This window comes from Shinella sp. WSC3-e, assembly GCF_945994535.1.
GTDB lineage: Bacteria > Pseudomonadota > Alphaproteobacteria > Rhizobiales > Rhizobiaceae > Shinella > Shinella yambaruensis.
In genome coordinates, this window is record NZ_OZ000530.1 from 3,429,869 (window position 1) to 3,445,000 (window position 15,132).

A 15,132-nucleotide genomic window follows, 5' to 3' on the forward strand; every position below is an offset into this window, starting at 1 on the left:
AGTGGGATGAATGCATTCACGGATTTGCCTCCGCTCCGCCTTGCTCGCGGATCGCCGTCACCACCGTTGAAAAGTTCTCGGCCATCTCGACCTCGAACTTTTCCGGCCGGTACGCGCCATAGATGATGTGGGAGAGCGGATAAAGCCTGATGCCGGTCTCCCGCTCGATGGTCTCGACATAGGTCGATGGAAAATTCAGCTCGGAGAAGATGACCCTCACGTCGAGCGCCTTGATGGCGTCAATGGTCTTTGCAAGCTGGGCCGGGCTGGGCTCGATGCCATGCGCCGGCTCGACCACCGCCGTCACCTCAAGGCCGAACTCGCGCAGCAAGTAGTCGTAGGCACCATGGATCGTCGCGACGCGGAAGCTGGCGCCGGGCATTGCGGTGAGTTCGGAGAGCGCCGCAGCCCGGATTTTCCGCAAGCGCTTCGCATAAGCGCGGGCATTGTTCGTATAGTCGGCGGCATTGTCCGGATCGAGCTTGCCAAGCTCGCGCGCGATCGTCTGCACCTGCTGGATGGCGCCGGCAATCGACAGGAAGGTGTGCGAATTCACCACCTGGCCGGAAATCGTGCGACTGTTGCCCATGCGGCTCGAAACGCCGCCGACGGCCGCCAGCAGCGGCACGTCGCGATTGGCTTCGATGATGGGGATGGACGGTTTCTCAGAAGCCGCGATCATGCGCTCGGCGAAGTCGTCATGGCCGATGCCGTTCAGCACCACCACGTCTAGCGTGCCGATCCGGCGGATATCCTCTGCACGCGGCTCATAGGCATGCGGATTGAAACCGACCGGGATGAGCGGCACCACCTCGGCTTTGTCGCCGACGATATTGGCGACATAGGAATAGTAGGGATGCAGCGTCACGCCGACCCTGAGTTTCTTTCCCGTTGCCGAACTTGTTGCCTGGGCAGCGGAAAAGGAGAGAGCCATCGCACCGGCTACCAACGCTCGCCGCGAGAGGAGAAACGTCATTGGCCGGCTCCTCGTGTCACCGATGCATCATAGCGGCTGACGATTTCCTTCCAGCCGGAAGCGATCAGCGCCTCGTTGGACAGACCGGAAACCGCGGTGTCCGCCGAACGGCTCAGCCAGACGGAGGAAGCGCCCTCCTCAGTGTGTCCATGCCCATCTGCGGTCGTCGCGATGCGCAAAAGCAACGAGCCTGCGATCTCGACCGATGCCGTCTCACCAAGCCAGCCGGCAAATGCGCCGTCGGATGGCACCAGGCTCCAGAGATGATCGCCGCGCCCCTTGCTCGTCGCGTCCTTGGCAAAGGGCGGCAGCGCTTCCTCGGCAAGCTCTTCCGGCGTCGGCACGCTGCCGGCAGCAAGTACGGAGGCGATCTCGGCCGCCGCGACCTTCATATCCGCATTGAGGCCCTGTTCGGCCGCCGTCAGCCCATCGCGGGCGTCGACCTGCCATTCGGCGACCGACACCACGTCCGGCGCGCGTGTGCGCAGGCCAACCACTGTCCCCGCGACAAGCACGATGACGGCACAGAGCAGCACGACGAAAAGTGTCTCCCGCTCGGCGCCGGCAGGGCGAATGAGGACACGCGTACCATTTTCCAAGGTCATGGGGCGAGCCCGTCTATATCCCGCCAGTCCACTTCCACGACATGGCCGGGACCGGCATCGAAGAGCACGTAGAATTCACCGGATGGCCTGTCGAAGCGCACGACGGAATCGGATCCGAACTTGCCGGGAACCAGGATCTGCTCGTCATAGGAGATGACATCGAGTGTCACGCCCTCAGCGCCCGTTCCATCGGAGAAACCGCCCTTGCAGGCCACCTTGCCGTCCTCGAGCGCACAGGTGCAGTAAGGGTAGTGAGCAAAGGCCGGCGAAGCGGTCGCCACAGCCAGCAAGGCAGCGAGCCAAAGAATTCGGTTTCTCATCGCGTCTCTCCGCGCTGCTTCAGCCACGCGATCGTGGCGGGGGATGCTTCATCGAGGGGAATAGCGGCCTGATGCACCGTGCCGTCCCACCCTTCCACGGTAAGCCACAGGGCATCGGCAGGCTTCGCGCGCTCGGGGATCGGCACATCCGCCATTTGGCGATAGGGTCCACCTGACAGGACGACGCCGGCAGCACGCAGCGAGCGCGGCTTGCCGATCCGGAAATAGCTCGCCTTGATATGATCCGCGTCCTCAGCGTTCCAGCGGATCGCGAAGGTCTTCATATGACCGGCAAGGCCCTGATCGGTCGGCGCATTGGCCATGTATTCCGCAACATGAACATGCCAAGGGCCGATCGCCTTCTCGCCGAGCTCCCGCTGGCCGAGACCGGAATCGCCGAAGAACAGCGCCTCCTCCCGGAAGAATTTCGGGCCGAGTAAGATGGGGATGACAAGCAGCAGCGCGCTCAGATGAAAGCGCCAGCGATGCCGCCCGCCGGGAAGGCCGGCATGCGGGTTGGTCTTGACCTTCGCGACCGTCATTCCGCGGCCTCCCGCGCACCCTCTGCCGATGGCAGGGTCCGCTCCGCGCGGACGTCGCGCACCAGCTTGGCCGTCGCAAGCGCCGTGCGCTTCAGCCAGATCATCATGCCGGAGAACACCATCATGGTAAGCAGCAGCCCGAAGAGGAAATAGACGAGCTTCAGCCAGAGGCCCGCGAAATCACCGGTGTGGAGCGGACGCATGCTCTCGGTGACGAGTTCGAGTGCCGAGCGGTCGGAGACGCGGCGCGTCCATTCGACCTTGCCGTTGTAGGGGTTGACGTTGGCCGTCTCGAAGATCAGCGGGTAGGCCCCTCGCCCACCCACGACAATATGGCCGAAGGCATTGCTCGGCAGCGAGACGAAATCCGGGCTCAGATCCGGGAATTTCTCCCGCACCAGTTCCCCGGCCTGGTCGAGCGAAATCCAGGGCGCCTTCGCGCCGCCCTCGACCGGAACGTCTTCGCGCGCCACAACGGGCGGGACGCCCGCAGTCGACACGGTGATGTTGTTGTCCGCAAGGATCTGCTGGATCAGGAACCATCCCGCCGTTACCGCCATGATGGCAATGAACGGCACCGACCAGATGCCGGCGAGGCGATGGAAATCGCCCCAGAAGATGCGCGGGCCATTGCGCAGGCGCAAGCGCGGATTGAGATAGCCGCGCCAGAACTTCTTGTAGACCACGAGCCCTGTTATGAGCGATCCCAGCATCGGGATGGACAGAGCGGAGACGAGATACCAGCCCCAACTCGTCGCGCCGACGAAGGGCACGAGCAGCCAGCCGTGCAACGCACGCATGAAATAGCGGAAATCGAACACGCCGCCGACGCCCTGGATCGCCCCCGTATAGGGATTGACGAAGAGTGAACGTGTGCGCCCATCCGGATAGCTTACGAAGACATCGAGCGCGAAGATCGATTTGACCGGCCGGGAGATGAAGCTCACCGCCACGCCGGGCTCGGCCTTCTCGACGGCTGCCAGGATGGCGTCGTAACCCAAGGGCACGGCATCGGATGTCGGCCGGTTCGCCCGCACCTCCGGCTTGGCCAGCCAGACGATTTCCTGGCTTACCGTGGCAATGGTTCCCGTCAGACAGACGAAGAAGATCAACACCCAGAGCGGCAAGGCCAGCCAGCTATGGACGATCAACCACAGGCGCGTCGCCTTCTTTTTTTCCTTCGCCGGCCGTGTCGTTTCCATCAATTCCAGACTTTCAAGATCATAAGTGGACAGTGCCTCTCCTGTATTAGACGAACAGAGGCCCGCCGTGTCCCACCTCCAAAAGTGAAATAATTTTCCAATATGACGGCGGCTGATACCACGACCGCCGTCCCGGCTCTTGTCAGAAGGTGCTACGCAGCGTCAGGAGGAAGTTTCGCGGCTCGCCATAGACGTTGTTCTTCGCCAGAGAACCCAGTTGCGAAAAGTACTTCTCGTTGAACAGGTTGTTGACGTTGAGGGTCACGGACGTGGTTGCATTGACGTCATAGCGGAGGCTGACATCCGCAACCGCGTAGGCCCCTTGGGACAAGGTGTAGGGGATACCGATCGAGCCACCGGCACCGTCGGAAACATACTCGGTACCCTTCACGGTCGTCCTGCTCTGGGCACGCACACCGGCGCCCAGCGTCCAGGCGGAATATTCGCCCGGCAGATTGTAGGCGGCCCACAGTTTCACGAGGTGCTTTGGAGTGATAGCGCCGTAGAACGTGTCCGCTCCTTTGTTTTCATTGACGTTCAGCGTGTAACCGGCAAACAGCTGAAGACCGTCGACAACCTCGCCGCTCACCTCAAGATCGATACCCCGGCTGACGACGTCGCCCGATGCCGTGTAGCAGCAACTGCTGCCATTGTCGGGATTGTAGGCGCCGGTGAACGTTGGATCGTAAACCGCCTCACCATTCCTCGTCGTGTGATAGAGCGCGATGCCGGTGTTGAGGCCACTATTCAGAAGTTCGCCCTTCAGGCCCACTTCGTAAGTTCGGCCGGTCACCGGCTCCAATGGCGTGCCGGGTTCAGGTCCCCTGAGATAGCGCGCCTGCGACTTGTAGATATCAGCATAGCTTGCATAGGCCGTCCACTGGTCGGTGATGTCGTACGTCACCGCGCCAAACGGCGTCAGCACGCCGTTGTCATTGTAGTCGAGCGCCTCCGTCCAGTTCACCGAGCCATCGCGATTGTAGCTCGCCCGATGGAACGTCATGCCATAGTTGCCATATCGCGCGCCGACGATGACGTGCAGCGGGTCGGCGATCTCGAACCGGCCGCGCGCATAGGCGCCATAACGCTCTTCTCCGTAGGGGTAGAAATTGAAGTAATAGTCGGAGGGGAACGCGGGGGTATCGCTGTCCGACCAATAGGACGATTTGAGATCGTCGAGATTGACGGCAGGTCCGGCGAATTCGCCGCGTCTTACATTGGAGCTGTGCTTCGAGTAATCCAGCCCGACGACGATTTCGTGCTCTCGACCGAAGGCTTCGAACGCGCCGTCCACATGCGTGTCGAGCTGAACCTGATAGCCGTCGCCCCAATTGTAGGAACCGTTGTAGGACAAGCCATCCTTCGTGACCGGGTCGACCACCCCTGTCACGAAACCATATTTGGCATCGTATTTGTGGCCGGCATAGGATCCGGTCGTGGTCCATGTCCAACCGTTATCAAATACGTGTTTGACTTCACCGAACACCTCCCAGTTCTCATGGTGCAGATAGCTCCAATCCGTCCCGAGGCTGGTGGATACCGGAAAATCAATCGCCGAGCCGTCGGCATAGCGCGGCAAGCCCACCGTCCAGGGCGTGCTGTCTTTCTTGTCGTAGCTCCCACCGAGCATGACGCTCGTATTGTCGGTCACGTCGGCTTCGAGCACGCCATAGAGCGCAAGGTTCCGGCTGTCGCTTATATCGTAGAAAGCATCGGTACGATCGAAAGCGCCTACGAAGCGTCCGCGCAGGCCGTCGCCCTGCGTCAATGGCCCGGTTACGTCGAAGACGGACTTGACCGTGTTCCAGCTTCCGGCCGACAGTTCGCCCGATGCCTGGAATGTATCGAGCGGGCGCTTGCGGGCGAGGCTAATCACCCCTCCGGCTTCGCCATTGCCGGAATAAAGACCATCGGCGCCGCGCAGAACTTCGACCCGGTCATATTTCACAAGATCGACTGCCGAGATCGTGTCGAAAGCGCTCGTCACGCCCACGGCCCCGCCATCGACCCGGATGTTATTGATTTCGAACCCGCGCGAGAAAAAGCGCCCGCTGCCATAATACTGGTCAGGCGTCACGGTCACGCCTGTTGCCGTATCAAGCGCCTCGGCAAGGGTGGTAATGCCACGATCCTGAATCTGCCTTGACGTAATGACGGTCACCGATTGCGGCGTCTCGCGCAGACTCTCCGATGTCTTGCCTATCGTGCTCTCGCTGGTCGTATAGGAATTGCTGCCTTCGGTGGTTGCGCTGCCGCCGACCGTGATGGTTTCGAGCGCAGTCGAGCCGTCAACCGCGCTACCGACGGCCCCGGCGGCGACCGGATCGACAATCGTCACCGTATTGCCGTTGATGCGGGTCACGAGGCCTGTGCCCGCCAATATCCTGTTCAGCGCATCCGAGCGGCTCAGCGCCCCCTGCGCCCCGCCCGAGCTTTTACCGCGAACCAGATTGGCGTCGTAGAAAAGCTGAATGCCGGTTGCATTGGCGAACTGCACCAGAGCGCTCGACAAGGGCTGAGCGGGGATGGCGAATGCGGCCGCCCGCGCGGTACGACCGGATGTCGGCGTCTGCGCATGGGCCGGCATGTAGAGCGACGCCGCTATGGCCAGTCCGCTCGTCATCATCACGAGAGCAACACGTCCCGATCTGCGTTGCTTGCGCTCACCGCAAGCGCCCGCGCCTGCCGTTCCCCATCCAGCCCCCATGGCATCACCTCTCGTCAATGGGCCTGCCACAGCAGGCGTATTTGTCATGCGGAGGCGCCCATCGAGCGCCCTCGTGAAGAAAGACACCCGGCGAGGGCTGGCTAATGATCGATAGCGCAAATTATTTTCGGACTAGCGACGATAGACAACGGCTAGGAGACCGCCAGGGTTCAGCACGCGGATCGGCAAGGTTTCGGCGATCGTCTGTAGGGCCTGCTCAGCCTGCCGCGTCTCGAAGATCGCGGTGACGGGCATGTCGCCGATGCTGTCATCCATGAGAAGAATACGACCGCGCCGATAGCGTTCCAGCTCTCGCAATACGCGCCGCAACGGAACGTCCTCGAAGATGATCCTGTCCTTGCGCCACGCGGTGACTTGCTCCCGGTCGACCACCTGCGGCTCGTCAATCCCGTTTGCGCTGTAGCGCACCTGCCAGCCTTCATCGACTGTAGCGGTCCTGACGGCATCAAGTGCCACCGTCACCGCATGCTCGGTTACCGATACGACAACCGCGTCGTCCACAAGCTTGATGTCGAAGGCCGTTCCGAGCGCCTGCGTGGTTCCCGGCCCGGCGTTTACGGTGAAGGGACGTCCCGGATCCGGCGCGACCTGGAAGAACGCCTCGCCGCGATGAAGCGCAACGCGCCGCTGCCGGTCATCGAACTGCACCGAGAGGGCGGAATAACTTCCAAGCTCGACGACGCTGCCATCTGCAAGCTGCAGTGTTCGCCGTTCCGCGATATCGGTCGTGTGATCGGCGAAGAAGCCGGGCCGCGTCAGGACGTAGCCGCCGGATCCCAATGCCAGGACGGCAAAGCCGCCGAGCATCAAGGTGCGACGGCTGAGCCCGTCCGACGCGCGCATGCGGTCATATTCCGGCTTGACGATATCGAAGCGGTCCCAGAGCCGCGACGCGCGTTCGAACGCCGCGGCATGGGCCGGGCTCGCGGCGAGCCAGACAGTGAAAGCATGCCGATCCTCCGCATTCGCCTTGTCGTCCTTCATGCGGACGAGCCATTCGAGTGCTTCGTGATAGATCGGGTCTGTATCGGGGTCCGTCATGGTGTTTCCGCGGGGCGCCTGCCTTCACTCCTAAAACACTTCGCGCACCGGAACCAATGACCGGCGGCGGGTATTTTTCAGAGCCGGCGGTCGAGTTCGGCGAGCGCCGCGACGATCTGGGTGATCACCGTATTGCGCGATATGCCCATGCGGCTTGCCACCTCGTCATAGGAAAGCCCCTCGATGCGGTTCATCACGAAGGCTTCCCGACGCCGCGGCGGCAAGGCGGCCACCGCCTCCAGCAGCCGCCTGAGTTCGCTGCGATAGAGCGCGACGGTTTCCGGGGACGGCCTCACATCCGCGATCAATTCCAGATCGAGCCCCGCCTGCTCGATATCGCCCCGCCGGCGCGCGTCGCGCAGATGATTGAGCGCAAGGTTTCGCACCGCCTGGGTGACGTATGCTGCGCTAGGGGAGCCTGGCTGCTCAGACTTACCGAGAATATTGGCAAAGACCTGCTGGACGACATCTTCCGCCGCCGCGGGATTGCCGACGATCCGGCGCACGAAAGCGCGCAGACGCCCATGCTCCTTCTCGTACAGTCTGGCGATCTCCAAAGCGCGCGACGTCATCCAAAGTGGTTCCCGGTCGTTCCTCCCCCCGGTTAAAGAACCGGGTTTTCGAATGCAAACACATTGATTTAGAGGAATTCCAGGGCGAAGTGAATAAACTTGAATTAAAAAATCATATTTCTATTGAAAAACATCGACTTCCATTCCGGAGACCGCCTGCGAAGCAGTCGATCATGCAAGCAGTTCAGCACGTGACGTAGCAAAAATGCCACATGCGACACACGCGGCTGACAAGCGGCCGCGTGTGTCCGGAAGACATCAGAACGTCGCCTTGGCGGTGAGCAGGAAGTTCCGGGGCGCGCCGAAAGAGTTCGGGCCTTCGAAGCCGCCAATGCTCTCGTAGTATTTCTTGTCGAGCACGTTGTTAACGTTCAGCTGAAGATCGAACGTGTCATTCACCTGATAACCGATCACGAAATCCAGCACGGCATAGGGTTTCTGAACGACCGGGGTCACGCCGAGCGCGGGCCACGTGTCCTTGAGCGAAACGGACGTCATCTTGCTCTGCCAGCGCAAGGCGCCGCCGATCCGCCACTTATCCATCTCGTCGGGAAGATGATACATGGTGGAAAGCTTGAACTGATGCTGCGGAAGGAAGGTGTTGTAGAGGTCCCCGACAGCACCAGTATTGGAATCCTTCGTGACCTGCGCATGCGTGTAGGTGTAGCCAGCCATCAGATTCCAGCGCGGCAGGATTTCACCGGACACCTCGAAATCGATGCCCTTGCTCTCGACCTCGCCGACACCGCGATAGCATTCCCAGCCGATCGCGCATTGTGTGCTCGGCAAGGACTCGGGAAGGTTCTCCTGGAGGGTGTAGAAGAGAGACGCCCCGATGTTCAGGCGCTCGTCGAGGAAGGTCGCCTTGGCGCCCACCTCGTAGTTCGTGCCCGTGACGGGATCCAGTCCGCCACCCGACGCGCTGGTATAGCCGGATTGCGGCTTGAAGACGCTCGTGTAGCTGGCATAGACCGAATAGGTATCGTCGATATCGTAGATGAGCCCCGCATAGGGCGTGAACTGGGCATTCTGACTGAAGGTCTTGTCGACGATCCAGCCGGCATCGTCCGTCGTGGAATGGTACCGGTACCAATCGAGACGGGCGCCGGTGATGAGCTTGAGATCATCCATCAGGGAGAAACGCCCCATCCCGTAGACCGAAGTCTCCTTGACTTCCTGCGTTCTCGACCACTTGCCCCAGTAGCCGAGAATATCCGGAATGGGGAACGATTTTGGGTCCCATGTGTGGGGATCGATCGTCGTCAGGTCGAAACCGCCCGTCGCGGTGTTGTACGCGGCCCCGACATCGTAGATTTCGCTGGTCCGATGGCTTGCTCCGAACGCCAACTCGTGCTCCTGATCGAAAAGCTCGACCGGACCGGACGCATAGGCGTCAAAACTCCGCTGGTCGCGCTCGTATTCATAGGCACCGCCACGCATGGCGTAGACGGTATTGCCGGCAGCATCGTAGGTCGGCACCTGAAGGAACGTGCCCTTCATGTCCATCGTCGTATCCAGCGCGCGCGCCGCAATCTTGGCCGTCCAGCCATTGTCGAATTCATGCTGGATTTCGACAAAGCCGCTTGCACCAGCCTTGTCCCAATAGGCCCAGGACGGAGACAGCCGGATGGAGCGGTCGATGTCGAGGAAGGTGCCATCCGGGTTCGTGCCGAGACCGTTCCAGTCGGCACCGGGATTGTCTTCGCGATTGTAGTAGCCGCCCACGCTGAGCGTCGTGCTTTCCCCAAGGTCGAATTCCAGCGTGCCGTAGTAGAGCTGCCGCTTGTTCTCGTAATCCCGGATGAAGCTGTTCTTGTCCTGCAAGCCCGTGACGAAGCGGCCGCGGATCGTGCCCTCCTCGTTCAGCGGGCCACCGGTGTCGAGTTCTCCACGATAGTTGGCCCAGCTGCCAATGCTGGTCGTTACCGATGTCCGCGCCTCGTCGCCCGGCCGTTTGCGAACGAAATTCATGGTGCCGGACGGATCGCCCGTGCCGGTGACAAGCCCCGTCGCACCGCGCACCACCTCCACATGGTCATACATCGACAGCGTCCCGTCGGTGAACGTATCCGGTTCATAGTTCACCGGCAGTCCGTCCAGCATGAAATTGTTGATCGTGAAGCTGCGGGAATAGTATCGCTGGCGCTCGCCACCCCATTTGCGCAGGCTGAGACCGGTCGAGTTGCGGACCACATCCTCCACCGTCGTCATGGCCTGATCGTCCATCTTCTGCCGCGTGACGACCGCAACGGCCTGCGGCGTATCGTGGACGGCGAGCGGCAGCTTGGTTGCCGCGCCCATCGCTCCCGTCGTGTAGGATCCCGTGCCTTCGGTGACTGAATTGCCCGCGCCGACAACGGTGATGGTTTCAAGCTCCGTCGAGCCGTCATCTACACTCTCGGTGGCCCCGGTCGCTGCCGGGTCGATGATCGTCACCGTTCTCGCATCGGGAAAGCGGTAGGTGAGACCGGTGCCGCTGAGAAGGCGATCGAGTGCCTGCTCACGGGTCAGTGCACCCGAGATGGCACTGCTTCTCTTGCCCCCAACCACGCTCGAGGGCAGTAGAAGACGCAGCCCGGCGCGATCGGAAAAGAGCGTCAGTGCAGCGCCGAGATCCTGCGCGGGAATGTCGAAAGCAGCGGTTACCGACCGCGCCGTCTTGGCCTGTGCCCCGGCAATGTCAGGCGCTCCCGCCACCGCGAAGCAACACGCGGCCGTGGCAAGCCATCCCTTTTTCCGCCACGACGCTCGCGCGTCGACCGTTGCTGTCATCTTGCCCATGAAACTGCGTCCCCTGCTCTCATCGATGCCAGGGACCTTTATGCCCGCCGATCGGCTGGCCTCGTGTCCCCTCATAGCCAAGGACGACACGGCATCAGCGATCTTGCAGTGCAAACTTCAAGAAAGATGATTTTTTCAGTCAACAACACTTACCGCAGGATCGTGACAAGTGGCAGATAGGAGATGCGGACCGGCAGAGTCGCCTCGATGGTGCGCAGGATCGCATCCGGATCGTTGAGATCGAACACGCCTGTCACCTTCAGCGCACGCAGTCTGTCGCTCAAGATGACAATCTCGCCGCCGCGATAGCGCCGGATTTCCGCGACGACCTCACCGAGAGGCTTGCCGTTGAAGATGAGTTTGCCGCGGCGCCAAGCTGTTTCGCTCTCCGCATCCACGGCCTCGGCGTGCAGCGCATGGCCGGCAGCATAACGGACCTGATGATCAGCGCTCGCTATAACGCGTTCGTCGCCGGCCTCGTCCGTCGAGACAGCAACGGTTCCTTCGACCACCGTGACGACCACTTCGGCGGGGCGCATGTCCACATCGAAGACGGTGCCGATGGCCTGCGTCCAGCCATTCGCCGCCGCGACCACGAAGGGCCGGCTGGCATCGTGCGCCACGGAGAACGTCGCCTGACCGTAGTAAAGGATGAGCGCACGCCGGCCGGTGGTGAAATCAAAGGACAGGGCAGTCCGCGCATTCAACCGCACCGTCGAACCGTCCGGCAGGGTCTCCGTCCGCTGTTCACCCGTCCCGGTCGTGTAATCGGCAAAGATGGCGGGGCCAAGCAGACCTGACCGATAAGCCCCTATACCCAGAAACGCGACGCCGGCGGAGCCAAGAAGCGCCCGGCGGGTCGTAACGCGGCGCTCCCTGCCCCGCGCCTCGTTTCCGACGACGCCCAAGCCGTGCCAGATGGCTTCGGCCTCCTCGGCCGCAAGGCAGTGTTCCGGGGATTGTTCGCGCCATGCGGCAAAGGCCGCGCGGTCGGTATCATTGGCCTTGCCGGAATGGAGCAGCACGAGCCATTCGATCGCCTGGTCGCTTAGCGCAATATCTGCCTGTTTCCGTTTTTTCCCGGACACGTTTCGCCCTCTTCCAAGCTCCATCAGCCTATAACAAGGACGATGCGGCCTGTCCCGATTTGCAGCGGAAGAACGAAACGATCATGAAGACGCGCGAAAATGATCGCGGCAATGGCGCAGCGCCTGCGCCAGATACTTCGCCACCATGCTTTCCGAAACACGCAGCTTTCCGGCGATCTCGCGATGAGAGAGGCCGTCGCACCGGCTGAGCAGCAAGGCCTTGCGGGCTTTCGTCGGCAACTCCGCCAGTGCCAGCGCAAGAAACCGCAACTGGTCCCGGTCGATCGCGAAGACCTCCGGCGAGGGATAGGTATCGGCGATCGCCTCGTAGAGCGTGTCATCGCTCACGCAGCGGGCGCGATGCCGGTTTTCCCGGCGGGCAAGATCGATGGCGATATTACCGGCGATGCGCAGCAGCAGCGCCTGATGATCGTGAATGATGGCAGGTTCGTCCTTCATGCGCGACAGGCGAATCCAGGTCTCCTGCATCGCCTCCTCCGCCAGTTCATGCGAGCCGGTGCGGCGCTTCAAGGCGCTGCGCAACATCTTCCAATGCCGCAGATAGACCGACATGAGGTCATCTTGAAGGTCGGTTGCGGAGGTGGTCATTGCGTCGGGCTCGTGCAGGAAATCGGTGCCCAAGCCGCCGACCCGATAGTGCACGTCCGGACGGTTGGAGCCCCAAACCTATAAAGTTGCATAAAAATGTCAAGTTTATGGTTCGGGATTCTTTCCTCATTCCCAAACAGGCGGTCCGGCGAACCGCCTCGGGAGCTAGAACTTGTAGATGCCGGTCAGCATGAAGCTGCGCGGCGCGCCGAGGATGTTCGCATTGTCCGTATACCCGACACTCTTGTAGTAGGACTTGTCGAAGAGATTGTAGACGTTGAGCTTGAACTCGGTGTGTTCATTCGGCTTGTAGGCAGCCATGAGGTCGACAAGACCATAACCGCCCTGCCTGGCGTTCATGTAGCCGCGCACATTGCCCTCGATTGCGCTCTGGATGCGTGCAGAGGCGCCGACACGCCAGTTTTCCAGCTCACCTGGAAGCATGTAGACCGTCGACAAAGTCAGCATATGCTGCGGCTTGTCGCGACCATAGCGGTCGCCCGCGAGGCCCGTCGTGGAATCCTTCGCGAAGCGCGCATTGACATAGGTGTAGCCTGCAAAGACCTGCCAATCGTCGGTGATCAGACCGGAAACTTCAGCCTCGAAGCCACGGCTTCGAACCGCCCCGGCGGTCGAATAGCACTCCGGCGCGCCACCACACGCACTTGTAGGAAGCTGCACGGGCAGGTTCGTCTGATCGATCCAAAACAGCGCGAGGCTCGCGTTGAACCGACCGTCCAGCGTCTCCGCCTTCACACCGACCTCATAGTTGGTGCCCTCGACTGGAGCCAGCAACCCGCCCCCTGCAGCCGTATAGTTCTGCGGCTTGAAAATCGACGTCACGCTGCCGTAGACGGTGAACATGTCAGTGACGTCATAGGTCGCGGCAACATAGGGCGTGAACCTGGCATCCGCCGAGAAGGCCGCGCCTTCCGTATAGGTCGCGCTGCGGAAGAACGAATCGCTAGCGGATCAGCGATATTGAACTTCGCCGTGGCGTAGGCGCCGTAGTTGACGGCATTTGCCTGCCGTTCCCAGAGATAGTTGAAGGCCGGCATCGGCACGTCGATCGACGTCTGCCAGCTGAACGGATCGAATTGATAGGGGAAGGAGGACGGCCAGCCGCCCGGTCCGTCGTCGTGATTGTCGCGGCGATAATTCGCGCCGATCGACAGTTCGTGCGTGCGGCCCAGGAAATCGAACGAGCCCTGCAGGTTCGCATCCAATGCGGTCTGCTTGTGATGGTAGTGATACTAGCCGACATTGTACTCCAGCACGTCCTTCGTCAGATCGAGCCGATAGAGCGAGGCACCAAGCATATCCATCTCAGCATCGACATAGCTACCCTTGAGATTCAGCAACCAGTCGTTCTCGAATTCGTGCCTCACCTCACCGAAGACGTTGACATTCTCCTTGTTCCAGTAGGTCCAGGATGGGCTGGAGCGGACGGAACGGTCGAAATCGTAGAACGAGCCATCCGGCCGGGTCGGCAGGCCGTTCCAGTCCGCACCGAGGTTCTTCTCCTTGTTGTAGAAACCGCCGAGAGTGAGCATCGTCACGTCGGTCACGTCGGCTTCGAGAACACCGTAATAGAGTTGACGCTTGTGCTCGTACTCCTGGGTGAACGTATTGGCATCCTGCAGAGACGTGACCATGCGGCCGCGCAGTGTGCCCGCCTCGTTGAGCGGGCCGCTGGCATCGAGCATGCCGAGATAATCCGCCCAGCTGCCGACAGAACCCGAAACGGAGATCTGCTGTATATCCGTCGGGCGCTTGCGCACCAGGTTGATCGATGCCGAGGGGCTTCCGGCGCCTTCCAGCAACCCAGTCGCCCCGCGCACCACTTCGATATGGTCGTACATGGTAAGCGTCGCCGAGCCGACCGTATCGGAATCATGGCTGATCGGCAGGCCATCGACCATGAGGTTCTCGACCTGGAAACCGCGCGCATAATAATTGCTGCGCTCACCGCCCGTGGCGGAGACCGTGATACCCGTGGTGCGGCTCAACGCATCCTCGACGGTCGTCATGCCGCTGTCCTTGATGCGCGCGCTCGTCACAACGCTGACGGACTGCGGCGTCTCCTTGATCGAGTGTCAATCGGCGTCCAATATTGGCTCTGACGCAATCTCGATGACATCACGGCACTCCGACGATACGTGCCTCAAGCAGATCAAGTTTCCCGCGGCCGTACATCTGGCGCTTGATGAGCTTGAGCTTTGTGATCTGGCCTTCCGTCTGGCCATTGGACCACTGGGAGGTTATCGCATTCTGGATTGCGGCTCGGTCTCGGATAACGCCATTCGCGAATGATGCGACCAGGCTTTTCGCCGCGCGTTCGATCCAGCCCTCCAGATCACCGGAGGACTTGCGGCGCAACATGCCATGGAAGCTCTCGACGATATCCCTGGCCTCCACAAGGTCCGGCAGCCTCTCTTCGATGGCGGCCACCGTCATGGTTTGAGCCTTGGTCAGGTTGTTGCGCTCGAGGGTCATCAGGCGAACAACGGTACGCGCGGCGGGAGCATGACCGAGTCCACTTTCAGCCTTTTTCGGCCCGTCTTCGTCTCGTTGCCCATTCGGTGACAACACGCAGGCCTCCGCCAAAACCAGCCAGGCGAAGCTGCCGCCACAGTTCGGCGCCATTACGCAATCCAGCATCCCATTG

The 15,132-nt window shown here is 61.2% G+C and carries 14 protein-coding genes and 1 pseudogene (1 of these 15 running past the window's edge); all 15 read right to left on the reverse strand.

From position 1 onward, the window contains the following. Positions 1-16: 16 nt before the first annotated feature. Positions 17-976 carry a metal ABC transporter solute-binding protein, Zn/Mn family gene (locus AABF56_RS16905; protein ID WP_272806841.1) on the reverse strand — a complete coding sequence of 320 codons (960 nt, stop codon included), beginning with the start codon at positions 974-976 and terminating at the stop codon, positions 17-19. Further along, positions 973-1,581: a DUF6162 family protein gene (locus AABF56_RS16910; protein WP_272806842.1), complete on the reverse strand. Its 609-nt coding sequence runs from the start codon at positions 1,579-1,581 to the stop codon at positions 973-975. Before AABF56_RS16910 ends, AABF56_RS16905 begins: the two co-directional genes overlap by 4 nt. Next, the gene (locus AABF56_RS16915; protein ID WP_272806843.1) at positions 1,578-1,901 is read right to left on the reverse strand and encodes a hypothetical protein; all 324 of its coding nucleotides are present in this window, start codon (positions 1,899-1,901) and stop codon (positions 1,578-1,580) included. Before AABF56_RS16915 ends, AABF56_RS16910 begins: the two co-directional genes overlap by 4 nt. Then, on the reverse strand, positions 1,898-2,443 hold the full coding sequence (locus AABF56_RS16920) for a thiamine pyrophosphate-binding protein (protein WP_272806844.1): 546 nt from the start codon (positions 2,441-2,443) through the stop codon (positions 1,898-1,900). The genes AABF56_RS16915 and AABF56_RS16920 overlap by 4 nt, the downstream gene beginning before the upstream one ends. Then, a complete protein-coding gene (locus AABF56_RS16925) occupies positions 2,440-3,645 on the reverse strand; it encodes a PepSY-associated TM helix domain-containing protein (protein ID WP_272806845.1) in 1,206 nt (401 codons plus the stop codon). Before AABF56_RS16925 ends, AABF56_RS16920 begins: the two co-directional genes overlap by 4 nt. A 142-nt stretch (positions 3,646-3,787) precedes the next feature. After that, positions 3,788-6,271 (reverse strand): TonB-dependent siderophore receptor, encoded by a 2,484-nt coding sequence (locus AABF56_RS16930; protein ID WP_272807527.1) that lies wholly within the window; start codon positions 6,269-6,271, stop codon positions 3,788-3,790. 213 nt (positions 6,272-6,484) lie between these two features. Next, positions 6,485-7,414 carry a FecR family protein gene (locus AABF56_RS16935; RefSeq protein ID WP_272806846.1) on the reverse strand — a complete coding sequence of 310 codons (930 nt, stop codon included), beginning with the start codon at positions 7,412-7,414 and terminating at the stop codon, positions 6,485-6,487. A 77-nt stretch (positions 7,415-7,491) separates the two neighbouring features. Further along, positions 7,492-7,986 (reverse strand): RNA polymerase sigma factor, encoded by a 495-nt coding sequence (locus tag AABF56_RS16940; protein ID WP_272806847.1) that lies wholly within the window; start codon positions 7,984-7,986, stop codon positions 7,492-7,494. A gap of 258 nt (positions 7,987-8,244) precedes the next feature. Continuing rightward, on the reverse strand, positions 8,245-10,767 hold the full coding sequence (locus AABF56_RS16945) for a TonB-dependent siderophore receptor (RefSeq protein WP_272806848.1): 2,523 nt from the start codon (positions 10,765-10,767) through the stop codon (positions 8,245-8,247). A 149-nt stretch (positions 10,768-10,916) separates the two neighbouring features. After that, a complete protein-coding gene (locus AABF56_RS16950) occupies positions 10,917-11,855 on the reverse strand; it encodes a FecR family protein (RefSeq protein ID WP_272806849.1) in 939 nt (312 codons plus the stop codon). Between the two features lie 81 nt (positions 11,856-11,936). Then, entirely contained in the window at positions 11,937-12,464 is a 528-nt protein-coding gene (locus AABF56_RS16955) for an RNA polymerase sigma factor (RefSeq protein WP_272806850.1), read from the reverse strand. Positions 12,465-12,629: 165 nt separating this feature from the next. Beyond that, positions 12,630-13,328 carry a TonB-dependent siderophore receptor gene (locus tag AABF56_RS16960; protein ID WP_272806851.1) on the reverse strand — a complete coding sequence of 233 codons (699 nt, stop codon included), beginning with the start codon at positions 13,326-13,328 and terminating at the stop codon, positions 12,630-12,632. Continuing rightward, complete coding sequence (locus AABF56_RS16965) at positions 13,304-13,690, reverse strand: hypothetical protein (protein ID WP_272806852.1); 387 nt, start codon at positions 13,688-13,690, stop codon at positions 13,304-13,306. Before AABF56_RS16965 ends, AABF56_RS16960 begins: the two co-directional genes overlap by 25 nt. A 27-nt stretch (positions 13,691-13,717) precedes the next feature. Beyond that, positions 13,718-14,494 (reverse strand): TonB-dependent siderophore receptor, encoded by a 777-nt coding sequence (locus tag AABF56_RS16970; protein WP_272806853.1) that lies wholly within the window; start codon positions 14,492-14,494, stop codon positions 13,718-13,720. 109 nt (positions 14,495-14,603) lie between these two features. Further along, positions 14,604-15,132: pseudogene (locus AABF56_RS16975) on the reverse strand (ISL3 family transposase); its annotated part runs 567 nt beyond the window's last position; the annotation flags it as partial.